We start from the raw sequence: 14,295 nt of genomic DNA on the forward strand, positions 1-14,295 counted from the left end.
CCACGCAGCACTCAACTGAGCCGAGAGGACACGGCGTTGGGCACAAGCCCGCTGGAGGAAGCGGACGACGACGAAGACGCCGTCGACCTGCCGATGACCGCCGAGATCTACGGCGTGCTGCGCGAACACGCCTGGATCGGGCAGGTCAGCGTGGACCACGACCTGGACGAAGACCTCTTCAGCCTGGCGGTCAAACGGGCCGCCGCCTACGGTTGGAGTTCCACCCGTCTCGGCGCCGGTGCCGAACTCGGCGGGCAACGCTGGGGGCATGCGGACGCGGGCGGGGACTGGTCGCGGGACGGCCGGGTGCGGCAACTCGCCTGGATCACCGTGTATCCCGCGACCGACCTGCGCGAACAGCACCTGCCGGTACTGCCGTTGACCCGGGTCATGGTCGAATCCCTGGGCCGCGTGGGCGAGTTGGACTTCACGGGGCTGACAGTGCGGGTGCCGGTACGGCTCGCGCCGGACACCCGGTTCGATCTGGTCGGGGACGCCGCCTGGTTCGCCCTGGCGGCACCGGACGCGCGGGCGCAGGCGGTCGTCTCCGTCCTGGGCCCGGTCGACACTGTGGCGGAGCGGGTGCGCGAACTGGTCGTACAGCGCGGCCACGGACAGCTCCGCGCGGAACACGTGGAACATGTCGAACGCCTGGCCGGCGCCCACGACCGTACGACCTTCGCGTGCGACCTGCCCGAGTGGACCCCGGACGCCGCGGCCTGGCTCGCGGAGGTCTTCGTCGACGCGTTGCGCGCGGTCGGCGTACGCGACACGGTGGAGATCGCGATCGGCCGAGACACCCCAACTCCCCCTCACCCAGCAGGAGTCAGCCGCCCATGAGAATCGGGATCACCGGACACCGCGGCCTGTCCGGCGAGGTGGAGCGGAAGATACGCGCGTTCATCGAGGAGACGGTCGCGGCGTACGGCGCCAACACCGGCACCGGAAACGGCAACGGCACCGGCACCGGCACCGGCACCGGACCCGGCAACACGGGCCTGGTGGGCGTCAGTTGCCTCGCCGACGGTCCCGACGCCTGGTTCGCCGAGGCCGTCCTCGACCACACCGGCCAACTCGAAGTCGTCCTGCCCGCCGAGCGGTACCGCGCCGACCTGCCCGCCTGGTACCACCCCGCCTACGACGACCTCCTCCGCCGAGCCACGGAGATCCACCGCACGGGCCTCGACGCCTCCGGCCCCGAGGCCCACATGGCGGGCAGCGAACTCCTCGTGGACCAGGTCGACATACTCCTCGCCGTCTGGGACGGCCAGCCTGCCCGGGGCTACGGCGGCACCGCCGACGTCGTCACCTACGCGCGGGAGCACGACGTCCCCGTGAAGGTCCTCTGGCCCGAGGGCGCCACCCGCGACTGACGTGCGGGGCGGGGCGGGGCGGGGCAGGGCAAGGCAAGGCGGGGCAAGGCAGGTCAGGGCAGGGCGGGGCAGGTGATCAGGCGGCGTCGAGAGCCGCCGTGATCTTCCGGATCATGGCCGTCTCGGCGGGCCCGGCGCCTCCCTTGTTAGCGCGGGAGGCGGCTTCCATGATCGTGGTGATGGTGGCGTGGAAGTTCTCGGCCTCGGCGGGTGCCTTGGTCTTGAGGAGGGTCATCGAGGCGGTCAGGGCGGTGAAGGTGTGGTCGGCCAGGTCGGCGGTGGAACTGCCGTCCAGATCAAGGCCCTTGAGCTTCTCGGCGAGGACGTGACCGACAAGACCGGTCGCGGACGACAGCGCCTTGCCGCCCGCCATACCGGAACGGGTGGAGGAGATCAGGCCGGGGTCGGCCGCCGCCATCAGGGAGACGACGCCGTGGGCCGCGGTCTGGAGGGTGAGCTTCTCGGCGGGGGTGAGGATCTCGGTGGAGGTGGTCTTCTCGGTGGTCTTCTCGGTGGTCTTCTCGGACATGGGAGTCTCTTTCGTGAGGGTGGGGTGTGGCACAACTGCCGTAGGACAGTGGTCTGTTGGGGTGGAAGGTCAGGCGGTGGCTTCGGCCTGGTTGCCGACTGCCCTGCGGGGCAGGGCGAAGCACAGGGCCGCGCAGAGGACGTAGGCGCCGATCGCCCAGGGGCCCGCGTGGGTGATGGCGGCGGTGAGGCCCTTGTCGGCGTGGGAGAAGAAGGCGTTGCCGATGACCGCGACGCCGAGCGCTCCGCCGAACTGCTGGGCCGTGGAGAGGATTCCGGAGGCGCCGCCCGCTAGGCCGCTCGGCACGGTGCTCAGGATCGTGTTGACCAGCGGGATGATCAGGAGGATCAGACCGACGCCCGCCAGGAACAGGCCCGGGACCAACGGCCAAGCCCCGGTGTGGAGTTGGGCGGCATCTTGTGCCGCGTGCCGGACCCAGAACAGGCCGCCCGCCATGACCAGCGCACCGAGGATCAGTACCGTACGGCCGAACTTGGCGACCAGCGGGTCGACCCCGGGCGCGGCCAGGATCGAGCCCGCACTGAAGGCCACCATCAGCAGACCGGCCTGCGTGGGGGTGTAGCCCTGGCCGGACTGGAGCCAGATGGTGAAGACCAGGAAGAAGCCGGACATGCCGCCGTAGAAGAGGAGTTGGACGAGCAGGCCTGCGCTGAAGGCGGGCTTCCTGAACAAGTCCGTTGGGAGGAGGGGGTGTTCGATGCCTCGGCGCTTCTCCGAGAGCGTCAGTGCGGCGATCGCGGCCACGCCCGCGGCCAGGCAGAGCCAGCCCCACAGCGGCCAGCCGTTCGAGCGGCCCTGGACCAGCGGGAGCACGATCGCGACCAGGCCCGCGGCAAGGACCAGGTTGCCGGGCAGGTCTATGCGGCCCGTGAAGGCGCGGTTCTTGGAAGCGGGGATCCACTTGGCGCCGAGGATGAGGACCACGGCCGCCAGCGGGAGGTTGATGACGAAGATCGTGCGCCAGCCCCAGCCGAACAGGTCCCAGTCGGTCAGTACGCCGCCGAGCAGCACGCCCACGGCGGTGGAGATGCCGGCGATCGCGCCGTACAGGGCGAACACCTTGCCGCGTTCCTCGCCGTCGAACATCGTGCGGAACGAGGCGAGGATCTGCGGCATGATCACGGCCGCCGCCACGCCCTGGAGGCCGCGCGAGGCCACGAGCACCCCGGCCGAGGCCGCCAGCGCGCTGGCCAGGCTCGTCAGCGCGAACGCGGTGACGCCGAGCAGGAACAGCTTCTTGCGGCCGTAGCGGTCGCCCAGGTGCCCGGCGATGATCAGCGTGGCGGCGAAGCCGAGCATGTACGCGGACACGGTCCACTGGAGATCGGCGGGGGTGGCCTTGAGGCCCTTGCCGATGGAGGGCAGCGCGGTGTTCACGATCGACCCGTCGATCATGTCCAGCAGCGCCGCGAGGATCATCACGAACGCCGCCGCCCACCGCTTGGGATAGGGCACCGGCCCGCCGCCGCCGTCAGCGGCTACGTTCATGGTGTTGGTCGTGCTGGACGACATGGCGTGGACTCCTCGGGTCGGTCAGTTCTGCTTGACTTTCATACATCTTGGCTTTCAAGCTAATAACCGATAGTTACGATGCAGGGAGATATCTCGAATGTCAAGCGGAACGGCGTCGGACGCGGGCTCAGGGTCGGTCGAGGCGCGGCTGGGCGCGGCCGTGCAGGCCTATCAGAGCGCCGTCGACGACTTCGACCGCGAGCTGGCCCGGCTCATGGGGGTCAACGAGACCGACCTGCGCTGCCTGGAGATCCTCTTCGCGGTCGAGGAGATCACCCCGCGCGAACTGAGCCGGCAGCTGGGCCTGACCACCGGGAGCGTCACCACGATGCTCGACCGGCTGGAGAAACTCGCCTATCTCACCCGCACGCCGCACCCCGACGACCGGCGCAAGACCCTGATCCGGGTCACCCCGGAGGCGGCCCAGCGCGCCTTCGGGCTGATCGGGCCGTTCCTCGACGACGCCGGGCGGAAGGTGTTCGGCCGTTACACCCCCGAGCAGCTGGAACTGGTCATCGACTACCTGACCTTCTCCCGCGACGTCCAGCAGCAGCACGTCGAACGGTTGCGGAAAGCGCCCGCCCCCGGCCCCGCCCGCACGGGTGGCCGGCAGGTCCGGGGCCCCCGGGGCGGGGCGGCGACGTAGGTCCGACTCGGTGACTATGAGAGGCCGTTACCCCACCTCGACGCTCAGCCCCTCCAGTCCCCGGATCACGAAGTTCGGCTTGCGTTCCGGCTCCGCCGCGAGCCGCAACGTCGGGGCCTTCTCCAGCAACGCCCCCATGGAGGCGGCGAGTTCGATACGGGCCAGGGGTGCGCCGATGCAGTAGTGGATGCCCGCGCTGAAGCTGATGTGCGGGTTGTCCGCGCGGGTGAGGTCCAGGCGCTCGGGGTCGGTGAAGACCGCCGGGTCGTGGTTGGCCGCGCCGAACAGCATCGCGATCTCCGCGCCGCGCGGGATCGTCGCACCGTCGATCTCGATCTCGTCCAGCACCCACCGCTCGAAGAGCTGGAGCGGGGTGTCGTAGCGCATCAACTCCTCGACGGCGGACGGGATCAGGGAGTGGTCCGCGCGGAGGGTCGCCAGCTGGTCCGGGTTGCGGAACAACGCCCACCAGCCGTTCACCGTGGAGTTCACCGTCGCCTCGTGGCCCGCGTTCAGCAGGAGGACGGCGGTGGAGATCAGCTCCTGCTCGGTGAGGCGGTCGTCGTCCTCGTCGTGGGCCGCGATCATGCCGGAGATGAGGTCGTCGCCCGGGTTCTTGCGGCGGGCCGCGATCAACTCGCGTAGATACGACGAGAATTCGTTCGACGCGCGGACCGCCTTCGCCGCCGTGTCCTCGGACGGGCTCAGTTCGTACATCCCGCAGATGTCCGCCGACCAGGGGCGCAGCGGGGCGCGGTCCGACTCCGGGATGCCCAGCATCTCGGCGATCACCGCGACGGGGAGCGGCTCCGCCACGTCCGTGAGGAGGTCGCCGCCGCCCTTCGCCACCAGGGCGTCCACCAGTTCGCCCGCCAACTGGCTGACGTACGGCCTCAGTTGCTCGACCGTGCGCGGGGTGAACGCCTTCGACACCAGGCGCCGGATGCGGGTGTGGTCCGGGGGTTCCAGGTCGAGCATGCCGTGGTCGTTGAGGGTGTGGAACGGCTCGTGCTCGGGCGGGGGTGCCGTACGGCCGAAGTCCTCGTGGGTGAAGCGGTGTTGGTAGGTGCGGCCGAGGCGGCGGTCGCGGAGGAGCGCCGAGACGTCCGCGTGGCGGGGGACCAGCCACTGGTCCGTCGGCTCGTAGTACGTGACCCGGCCCCGGTCGCGCAGTTCGGCGTAGGCGGGGTACGGGTCGGACACGAACGCCGGGTCCCAGGGGTCGAAGGCGAGGTCGTCAGCAGCTGCCATGCACGGACGCTAACCGGTGGACGAGCTTCTGACCAGGGGGTCCTGGCTGCTGTCCAACGGATCTCGGGGTGTCTTGACCAGTGTCCACAGCCTTGTGGACCTGTGGTGAACGGTTGCGGGGCCCGGTCCTCCACTCCTGACGCCGTTGGCCCACCCCGTCAGCGGGCCGGGGCAGGTGTATGCGGCTGAGAAAATGTGACACTTCAGCTGGAAGTGTCACATTTCCGAATCGGCAGCCCACCGCGCCGGATGCGTCAACAGCGTCGAGGCCGGACGCACGCAGCGGCTCGCGCACGAGCTGCGGGAACTGCGCACCGCGTGCGGCGGGCCGTCGTACCGCGGGCTCGTCCGGTTCGAGCCCGGTGACGAGGAGCTGTTCTGCGGGCGGGAACGGCTGGTCGGGGAGCCGTCCCTAACCCGGTCTCACCAGTCTCGCCTCGTACGCGAACACCGCCGCCTGCGTACGGTCCCGCAGCCCCAGTTTCACCAGGACCCGGCTGACGTGGGTCTTGATCGTCGACTCGGCGACCACCAGCCGCTCGGCGATCTCCCCGTTCGACAGTCCCTGCGCGATGAGGACCAGCACCTCCGTCTCCCGCTCGGTCAGATCCCCGTACGTCCCCTGCTGCGCGGCCTGCATCAGACGGGGTGTCTCGGACAGCTTCGAGAACTCCGTGATCAGCCGCTTGGTGACGGAGGGCGCGAGCAGCGCCTCGCCGGCCGCCACCACCCTTACCCCGTCGGCGAGTTGGCGTGCCGAGGCGTCCTTGAGGAGGAACCCGGAGGCGCCCGCCCGCAGCGCCTGGTACACGTACTCGTCGAGGTCGAACGTGGTGAGCACCAGCACCTTCGCCGCACCGTCCGCCGCGACAATCTCCCGGGTCGCCTCGATACCGTTCATCTCCGGCATCCGGATGTCCATCAGCACGACGTCCGGGGCCAGTTCACGCACCCGCTCGACCGCGTCACGCCCGTTCACCGCCTCGCCGACGACCTCGATGTCCGGCATCGCGCCCAACAGGACCGAGAAGCCCTCGCGCACCATCATCTGGTCGTCCGCGATCAGTACGCGGATCGTCATGCGTCCCCTTCCCTCGCACCCGGCACCGGTTCACCCGCGCTCGGCACCGGTTCGCTCGCACTCGGCACCGGCAGGAACACCGTCACCTCATAGCCGCCGTCGTCCACCGGGGCCACCGTCATCTCGCCGTTCAGCATGGACACCCGCTCCCGCATCCCCGTGATGCCGTGCCCCGCACCCGGCGAGGGCTTCACCAGGCTCGGCTCGGGCATCGGGCCGTTGACTATCCGCAGGCCCAGCCCGCCCAGCACGTAACCGATCTCCACCCGGGCACTCGCACCGGGCGCGTGCCGCAGGGTGTTGCTCAACGCCTCCTGCACTATCCGGTACGCCGACAGCTCGACGCCCTGCGGAAGTTCACGCACCGCCCCCGTCACCCCCTTGTCGACGCTCAGGCCGGCGTCGCGCACATTGGCGAGCAGCGCCTCCATGTCGGCGAGGGTGGGCTGCGGGGCGTCGGGCGCCTCGTAGTCCTCCGCGCGGACCACGCCCAGGACCCGTCGCAGCTCGGTCAGGGCCGCCACCGCGTTCTCCCGGATCGTGACGAACGCGCGCTCCAGCTCCGGCGGCGGGTTCTCCACGCGGTAGGGCGCGGCCTCCGCCTGGATGGCGACCACCGACATGTGGTGGGCGACCACGTCGTGCAGCTCGCGGGCGATCGTCGTGCGCTCCTCCAGCAGCGTGCGCCGGGACCGCTCGTGCGCCGTCACCGTCAGCTGCGCGGTCACCTCCTGCCGGGCCTCCCGGCGTATCTGCCAGACCGCGACGCCGAGCAGGACCAGCGCGGAGCTGAACAGCACCTCCGCCGTGTCGGAGCGGAAATCGCGGCCGTCGGAGACGTTGCCGGCGATGAAGCCGTAGACCGCCGTCAGTACCCACATCCAGGCGGCGGTGCGCGGCCGGGTGCGTAGGGCCACGATCGTCAGCACGAACAGATGGCAGGCAAAACTGCCGGCCAGCCACGGCCACGAGTCGTCCCACTCGTTCGCCAGCATCGTGGCGACCGGGGTGGCGACCATGGACAGCCAGAACGCGCCGACCGGCCGCACCATCGTCAGCAGCACCGGCGCCAGGGCGAGCAGGCCGAGGATCGTGTTGCTGCCCGCGCCGCGGATTCCGTTGTCCGAGGCGATGAGCATCGCGAGCAGGCCGGCCGCGATGATCAGGGCGTGCGGGCTCCAGGCCGCGTACTCCCGCGCCCGCCCTTTCAGGCGCCGGGTCAGCGGGCCTTCGGCGGTGGAGCGGGGCAGCGGGCGGTAGGCGAAGGCATCGTGGAACAGCTCCTGCCGCAGCCCGCGCAGGGCGTCCACGGCCAGCCTGAACTCCGGGCTGCGCGGCTTGGCGGCGGCGCCTGGCGGCAACTGCTGGGTCGTCTCGGTCACATTCAAAACGGTAGGCGGCGGGGTGGGTAGCCGTCGTCACCTGTGAGAAGGGTCCTGGGCCGTCCGTCTCAAGTACTACGGGTATGCCCGACGGGCTGGTTTCAGCGGCTTGGGTGGCTGCCGTGGTCGCCGCAGTCGCCCTCGCCGCCGTGGCTTCAGCGGCCGCCGCCCGGCCGGACCAGCCCCGACTCGTAGGCGAACACCGCCGCCTGCGTACGGTCCCGCAGCCCCAACTTCACCAGGATGCGGCCCACATGGGTCTTCACGGTCTGTTCGGCGACGACCAGGTGCTCGGCGATCTCCGCGTTGGACAGACCCTGCGCGATCAGTGCGAGGACCTCCGTCTCGCGCTCGGTGAGGTCGCCGACGCGTGACTTGAGCGGGGTGCGCGGGGTGCCGTTCAACCGGGAGAACTCGGCGATCAGGCGGCGGGTGACGCCGGGCGCGAGCAGCGCGTCACCGGCCGCCACCACCCGTACCGCCTCGGCCAGTTGGTCGGCGGACGCGTCCTTCAGGAGGAAGCCGGAGGCACCGGCGCGCAGTGCCTCGTACACGTACTCGTCGAGGTCGAAGGTGGTGAGCACCAGGACCTTGATCTGCGGGGTCGCGACGGTGATGAGACGGGTCGCCTCGATGCCGCCGAGTTCGGGCATGCGGATGTCCATGAGGACGACGTCCGGGGCGAGTTCGGCGACCTTGGTCACCGCGTCCAGGCCGTCGACCGCCTGGCCGACCACCTCTATGCCGGGCTGGGCGTTGAGCAGCACGGTGAAGCCCTGCCGGACCATCTGCTGGTCGTCGGCGATCAGTACGCGGATGGTGCCGCTCGTCATGGGTTCTCGTCTCCTGTCGGGAAGATGATCTCGGGGACGGGGAGTCCGTCGGGGTCGACGGGTTCGTCGGGGAGTGCGACGCCGTCCCGGGGCAGGAACGCGACGATCGCGAAGCCGCCGTGGAGTGTTCTCGTCGCGGTCAGGTGGCCGCCGAGCATCGACGCGCGCTCCCGCATGCCGAGCAGGCCGTGACCGGCGCCCGGGGAGGGCTGGACGGCTTGCCGCGGGCGGGAGTTGGTGACCGTCAGCTGCAGCCCCTCGGGGAGGTGCGTGACCTCGACGGCGACCGTGGAACCGGGCGCGTGACGCAGCGCGTTGCTGAGCGCCTCCTGGATGATCCGGTACGCCGACAGTTCCACGCCGGGTGCCAGCGGGCGCGCCTCGCCCCTGATGTCGCTGTGCACGTCGAGACCGGCGGCCCTGGTGTTCTCCATCAGGGCGTCCAGCCGGTCCAGCGTGGGCTGCGGGGAGTGGGGGGCGGCACCGGTGCCGGGGGCGGCGATGGCGTACGGGTCCTCGGGGTACTCCGGGTTCTCCGCGCGGAGCACACCGAGGACCCGGCGCAGTTCGGCGAGGGCTTGGAGGGCGTTCTGCCGGATGCCGTCGAGGTTCTCCCTGAGCTCGTCCGACGGGTTCTCGACCAGGTGGGGCGCCACTTGGGCCTGGATGGAGATCACCGACATGTGGTGCGCGACCACGTCGTGCAGTTCGCGGGCGATACGGCTGCGCTCCTCCAGGAGGGTGCGGTGGTGCCGCTCCTCCGCCGTGATCGTCACCTGCTCGACGAGCTGGGTACGGGCCTCGCTGCGACCGCGCAGGGCGGTACCGACGAGGACGGCCACCGCGCAGACGGCCACCGCGACCGTGCCCGTCGAGGAGTAGCTCTGGGCGCCGAGCACCCCCTGGACGACGAACGTCGTCAGCCCGGTCGCGGCCAGCGCGGCGAGCGCTCTGCGGGCGGGTACGCGCAGCGCCAGCAGCAGGAGTACGGCGGCCTGGACGATGACTTCGGTGGTGCTCCAGGGCCAGTCGGGGCCGGGGTACGGGCCGTGGTCCAGGGCGGGACGGGGGTCCAGGGCGGCACGCGCGGCCAGTGCCGTGACGGCCGCGGTGGTCAGGGACAGCGCCCAGGCAGGGAACGGGCGACGCAGGGCGAGGACCAGGGCGACGCCCTGCCCGAAGCCCGCCAACAAGCCCTGGACCACGCCCAGTTCGTACTCGCTCATCATCTCGTCCATGCCGGACAGGGAGAGGCCCAGAGCGGCGAGGGAGACGAGGGCGTACGTGACGTGGCGCAGCCGGCGGTGTCCGGGGAACAGCGTGGGGACGGTGGGCGGGGTCTCGGCACCGTCGGCGACTGCGGTCATCTGGTCAACCCTAGGCACGATGTGGGGACTTCGCCCGGAGGCGGGTACGGAAACCGGTCCTGACCGGGTTCGGGCGCGGGTCCTGCTCGTACGTCCGGAACGCCGTCCAGCAGACCGTCAGGGCCAGGGCGAACACCGGGAGCCAGGCGACTCGGGCCGCGACCCACATCAGGTCGTCGGGGCGCGTGTGCAGGCCGGGCAGGTGGCCCGCGGGGAGGGTCGTGGCCGTGGTGGCCATCAGGGCCGTCTGGTGCCAGAGGAAGATCGTCATCGCGGAGAGGTTGACCAGGGCCACCGCCGACCAGGCGAGCGGGCGGTGCATCGTGCGGCGCAGGCGGTCGCGGAGGAGCAGGGCGAGGCCGCACTGAGCCAGGCCGAAGGTGACGGCGGCCAGGGTCGGCGGGTCGAGGTTGGAGATCGTGGTGCCGGGGACGCCGACCATCGACGCCGGGTAACCCGCCCGGAGGACGAGCGCCGCGGTCGCCGCCGTACCGCCCGCCAGCAGGACCCAGCCCGCGCGGGCACGGTCCAACTCGCCCCGGGTCCAGGCCGCGCCCAGGGTGTACGGCACCAGCCAGCACGCCGCCACGTTCACCCAGCCGAGCCAGGACGGGCCGCCGAGTCCGAAACGGATCAGGTCCACATGCAGTACGACGGCCAGCGGCCACAGCGGGTTCAGCCGGGTCACCAGGGGCGTGGCCGCCGTCAGGCCCGCGAACACGAGCAGGAACCACATCGGCGACAGCGCCAGTTTGACCAGGGTGCGCACCGTCTCGAAGTCCGCGCCGGACACGAGCAGCGCGATCGCCGTCACCGTCCACAGGGCGAGGAGCCCGGCCGCCGGCCTGAACAGCCGGGCCAGCCGGGCGGTCAGCCATTGCCCGTACGTCGTGCCCCGGGCCCGCGCGGAGGCGTAACCCCGGGTCGCCACATGGCCGCCCACCAGGAAGAACACCGCCAGCGTCTGGAACACCCAGGAGATGGGCGCCAGCCACGGCATGTGCTGCAACGGGCTCGCCGTGTGCAACGTACCGCCGTCCGCGACCAGTGCCGTCACCAGCCAGTGCCCCAGGACGACACCGAGGATCGCGAGGGCGCGCAAGGCGTCCACGGCGCGGTCCCGGTCGGGCGGGGTCGTGGTGTCGACGCGGGCGGCAGCGTGCCGTACGCCGCGCAGGCCCTGCCGTATCCCGATCCCGATCCCGTTCGTCCTCGTACTGCTCAGGGTCCGCTCACGCATGGGTCACCTCCGAGGTCTCGCCCAGGACGATCCGGGCGAGGTTGGCCAGGGAGGCCGTGCCCGGGGTGAAGTAGTCGCTGTGGCCGACGTCGCCGGCCGCGAAGACATGGGCGCCGAACGCCGGGGACACCGGGTCGGTGCCGAAGCCGACGGTCGTGCCGAACAGGTCCTCGCTGACGTGCGGCACGCCTCCGACCCAGTCGTCGGCACCGCGTCCCGCCCAGACGCGGGCCGGGGTGTGCAGGTCGGCGGCGGAGTCGACTCCCGTACCGGGGCTGCCGATCACCGCGATGTCGGACACCGCCAGGCCGGGGGCAGCTCGGCCGCAGACCACCGTGCCGTACGAGTGGCACACCAGCGTGATGTGCGCCTCGCGGCCGGTGACGGCGTGCAGCTGCCGTATGAACTCCCGCAGATGCGGGGCCGCTTGGTCCGCTCTGCCCGCTGTCAGGACCGTAGTGCTCACCGTGCGCGGGGTCCGGTAGCCGAGCCAGGACACCACCGCCGTACGGGAGTTGGGGGCCTCCAGAGCCAGTTGGCGGTGCAGGTTGAGCGCGGTCGCGCGGAAGCGGTCGTAGGTGTCGAGCGTGGTGTCGGAGCCCGGGACCAGGACGGCCACGCGGTCGGCGTGCGCCAAGTCGCCGAAGACTTCCGTCGCTTGGCCCTCGCCCCGACCGTCGAAGGTGAGGAGGTTCCGGTCCGGGCCGGCCATCGCGCGGTCCACCGCGGCGCGACGGTCGTCGCCGTCGGCGGCGGCCATCCGGGACGCCTCACCGGCGTTGGCCCGGTTCGCCGCGTACGCCTCGTCCAGCGTGGCCGGTGTGAGCGGGGCGAGAGCGGCGGGTGCGGGCGCGGGGATCTCGGGCCGCGCCGCGGCCGAGAGGGGGATCACGACGGCCCCGGTGACGAACGCGGCGAGAAGGGCGCGACGCCATCTGCCCGCACGGCGACGCCTGTTCGCCCGCGGCACGGGCCCCTCGGCAACTTCCGTACCCGGCTCGGCAGTTGCCGCCTCGGCCGCCGCCCCCGTATCGAGCCCTGTGTCGAGCCCCGCCCCCGTACCCATCCCGGTCTCCCCTCCCAGTCCGCCCGGTTGTCGGGCTGGATCATCTGGAAGGAAAATTACGGATCCGAGGTCGTCGTCCGCGTCACGCCAGAGAGCTCACCTGCGCCGTAGCTCTCAGGTATTACGGGTATGACCGGGACGGCCGACCGACAACCGGCAGCCACCCACCACTCCCCCGGTCGCTCACTACTCGCCGGTCGCTCACCACGCCAGCTGGGCGATCTCCTCCGCCACCACCGCGCACGCGTCCGCCGCCGGGTCGATCAGCGGGAAGTGGCCGACGTCCTCCAGCAGCGTGAGGCCGACGACCTCGCCCGACTTCGCCGCCGCGTCCGCGTAGGACTCGGCGACCGCCTGGGGGACGTCGATGTCGGCGCGGCCCTGGACCAGGGTGGTCGCGATGCCGGTGGGGAGGAGGAGCGACGGGTCGGCGTACGGCAGGCGCTCGGCGAACTTGGCTTCTCCGCCCAGGAGTTGAGCGGCCGCTCCGCCGCACACCGCCAGTTTCTCGGCGACCGTGAAGTCGGCGATCGGGGCGAGGGCGACGACGCCGCGCAGCGCGGCGGGGGCGTCGGTGCGCCAGGGGGCGTCCTTCGGGAGGACGTGCCGGGCCGCGGCCCAGAGGGCGAGGTGGCCGCCCGCCGAGTGCCCGGTGATCACCGTGCGGCGCGGATCGGCCTGCGGCAGCGCCTCCCGTACGAGCGCGGGGAGCGCGTCCAGTGCCGCCGCGACGTCGTCGAAGGTGTCCGGCCAGCGCCCAGCGAGCGGGCCTCCGGTAGCGCCGATCGCACTGCCCTGCGCCGGAATTGAGGCACCCTCCGCAGGACTCGCGGGCCCCCGCCGGTACTCGACGTTGGCCACCGCGAACCCCCGGCGCGCCAGGAAGTCCGCGAACGGGGTGATGTGCCGGCGGTCGTACGGGGCGCGCCACGCGCCCCCGTGGAGTACTACGACCAGGGGTGGAGCCTCGCCCGGCATGCGTGCGCCGCGCGGGGCGTAGAAGTCGATCACCTGGTCGGGGTGGTCGCCGTACGCGGCGGTGCTGTCGGGGTCGACGGCGGGATGCGAGAAGGCCGACTCCTCTTCTGCGGCGGCACGTGCGGCTGCGGCGTCCGGCATGCTCCAACCTCTCAGCGACGAAACGGATTTGGACGGTTCGGATGTGGCGGACCTGGGGAAGGTTGCGGCCGTTGGCGGGACGCTATCAGGCCGGTGACGTGCGCGGACACGCGGATGTCACGCTGGGTGAGGGTTAAACGGTTCTGCTGTTTCGTTACGCTGACGCCGTGCCCGTCACGGCACCTCATCAGCACCCCCAGGAGCCCATCATGTCTGCCGAACCCGACCCCGAACCCGGCACCCTGCGCCCCGGTGGCCGCACGGCACGCGTGCGTACGGCGGTGCTGCGGGCCGCGGGTGACGTGCTGGCCGAGCAGGGCGTCGACCGGCTCGACCTCTCGGACGTCGCCCGGCGGGCGGAGGTCGGCAAGACCACGGTGTACCGGCGCTGGGGTTCGGTGACCGCGCTGGTCGCGGACCTCCTCGTCGACATGGCCGAACAGTCGCTGCCGCGCGAGGAGACGGGCTCCCTGCTCGGCGACCTGCGCGCCAACGCCCTGCTCGTGCAGCGCACCCTCGCCGATCCCCGACAGGGTGCCCTGTTCCGCGCCGTCATCGCCGCCGCGACCTGCGACATCCGTACGGCCGAGGCCCTGCGGCACTTCTACGAGGTGCGGGTCGCCGAGTGGGCGCCCTGCGTCGAACAGGCCGTGGCGCGCGGGGAGTTGCCCGCCGGCACCGATCCCTCTCAGGTCGTACGGGCCGTATCCGCGCCCCTCTACTACGAGTTGCTGACCACCGGGACCGCCCCGGACGCCCCCGCCGCGGAGCGCGCCGCGCGCGCCGCGCAGGCCGCCGCCGTGGCAGGGGTGTATGTCATCAGCCTCTCCGGCGATCTAACCGCTCGCGTTCCCTACGGCGGTTAGATCGAGGTA

The 14,295-nt window shown here is 71.5% G+C and carries 14 protein-coding genes; 4 read left to right on the forward strand and 10 right to left on the reverse strand.

The annotated features are described in order from the left end of the window. Positions 1-36 precede the first annotated feature (36 nt). Both OG407_RS24655 and OG407_RS24660 read left to right on the forward strand, forming a co-directional pair. Positions 37-840, forward strand: coding sequence for a hypothetical protein (locus tag OG407_RS24655; protein ID WP_405861243.1), 804 nt, complete (start codon positions 37-39; stop codon positions 838-840). Further along, positions 837-1,373, forward strand: a complete 537-nt coding sequence (locus tag OG407_RS24660; protein ID WP_405861245.1) for a hypothetical protein — start codon at positions 837-839, stop codon at positions 1,371-1,373. The genes OG407_RS24655 and OG407_RS24660 overlap by 4 nt, the downstream gene beginning before the upstream one ends. 76 nt (positions 1,374-1,449) lie before the next feature. Here the strand turns inward: OG407_RS24660 and OG407_RS24665 are convergent, their stop codons facing one another. After that, positions 1,450-1,902, reverse strand: coding sequence for a hypothetical protein (locus tag OG407_RS24665; RefSeq protein WP_405861247.1), 453 nt, complete (start codon positions 1,900-1,902; stop codon positions 1,450-1,452). Between the two features lie 69 nt (positions 1,903-1,971). Further along, entirely contained in the window at positions 1,972-3,435 is a 1,464-nt protein-coding gene (locus OG407_RS24670; RefSeq protein ID WP_405861249.1) for an MFS transporter, read from the reverse strand. Between the two features lie 97 nt (positions 3,436-3,532). On the opposite strand from OG407_RS24670, the gene OG407_RS24675 reads away from it, so the two are divergent. Beyond that, positions 3,533-4,081, forward strand: coding sequence for a MarR family winged helix-turn-helix transcriptional regulator (locus tag OG407_RS24675; protein WP_405861251.1), 549 nt, complete (start codon positions 3,533-3,535; stop codon positions 4,079-4,081). 27 nt (positions 4,082-4,108) lie between these two features. Here OG407_RS24675 and OG407_RS24680 read toward each other — a convergent pair whose 3' ends face one another. From OG407_RS24680 to OG407_RS24715, 8 genes are all read right to left on the reverse strand, one after another. Continuing rightward, a complete protein-coding gene (locus OG407_RS24680) occupies positions 4,109-5,332 on the reverse strand; it encodes a cytochrome P450 (RefSeq protein WP_405861253.1) in 1,224 nt (407 codons plus the stop codon). Between the two features lie 412 nt (positions 5,333-5,744). Then, a complete protein-coding gene (locus OG407_RS24685; protein ID WP_405861255.1) occupies positions 5,745-6,413 on the reverse strand; it encodes a response regulator in 669 nt (222 codons plus the stop codon). Next, complete coding sequence (locus tag OG407_RS24690; RefSeq protein WP_405861257.1) at positions 6,410-7,795, reverse strand: sensor histidine kinase; 1,386 nt, start codon at positions 7,793-7,795, stop codon at positions 6,410-6,412. The genes OG407_RS24685 and OG407_RS24690 overlap by 4 nt, the downstream gene beginning before the upstream one ends. A 155-nt stretch (positions 7,796-7,950) precedes the next feature. Continuing rightward, a complete protein-coding gene (locus OG407_RS24695) occupies positions 7,951-8,628 on the reverse strand; it encodes a response regulator (protein ID WP_403595902.1) in 678 nt (225 codons plus the stop codon). Next, positions 8,625-9,995: a sensor histidine kinase gene (locus OG407_RS24700; protein WP_405861259.1), complete on the reverse strand. Its 1,371-nt coding sequence runs from the start codon at positions 9,993-9,995 to the stop codon at positions 8,625-8,627. Before OG407_RS24700 ends, OG407_RS24695 begins: the two co-directional genes overlap by 4 nt. 10 nt (positions 9,996-10,005) lie before the next feature. Then, on the reverse strand, positions 10,006-11,235 hold the full coding sequence (locus OG407_RS24705; RefSeq protein WP_405861261.1) for an acyltransferase: 1,230 nt from the start codon (positions 11,233-11,235) through the stop codon (positions 10,006-10,008). Beyond that, the gene (locus OG407_RS24710; RefSeq protein ID WP_405861263.1) at positions 11,228-12,301 is read right to left on the reverse strand and encodes an alpha/beta hydrolase; all 1,074 of its coding nucleotides are present in this window, start codon (positions 12,299-12,301) and stop codon (positions 11,228-11,230) included. The genes OG407_RS24705 and OG407_RS24710 overlap by 8 nt, the downstream gene beginning before the upstream one ends. Positions 12,302-12,502: 201 nt before the next feature. Continuing rightward, a complete protein-coding gene (locus OG407_RS24715) occupies positions 12,503-13,420 on the reverse strand; it encodes an alpha/beta hydrolase (protein WP_405861265.1) in 918 nt (305 codons plus the stop codon). A gap of 209 nt (positions 13,421-13,629) precedes the next feature. Here OG407_RS24715 and OG407_RS24720 point away from each other — a divergent pair, with 209 nt between their 5' ends. Further along, on the forward strand, positions 13,630-14,286 hold the full coding sequence (locus OG407_RS24720) for a TetR/AcrR family transcriptional regulator (RefSeq protein ID WP_405861267.1): 657 nt from the start codon (positions 13,630-13,632) through the stop codon (positions 14,284-14,286). Positions 14,287-14,295: the final 9 nt, after the last annotated feature.

Origin of the sequence: Streptomyces sp. NBC_01515, assembly GCF_045040345.1 — a bacterium.
Classification (GTDB): domain Bacteria; phylum Actinomycetota; class Actinomycetes; order Streptomycetales; family Streptomycetaceae; genus Streptomyces.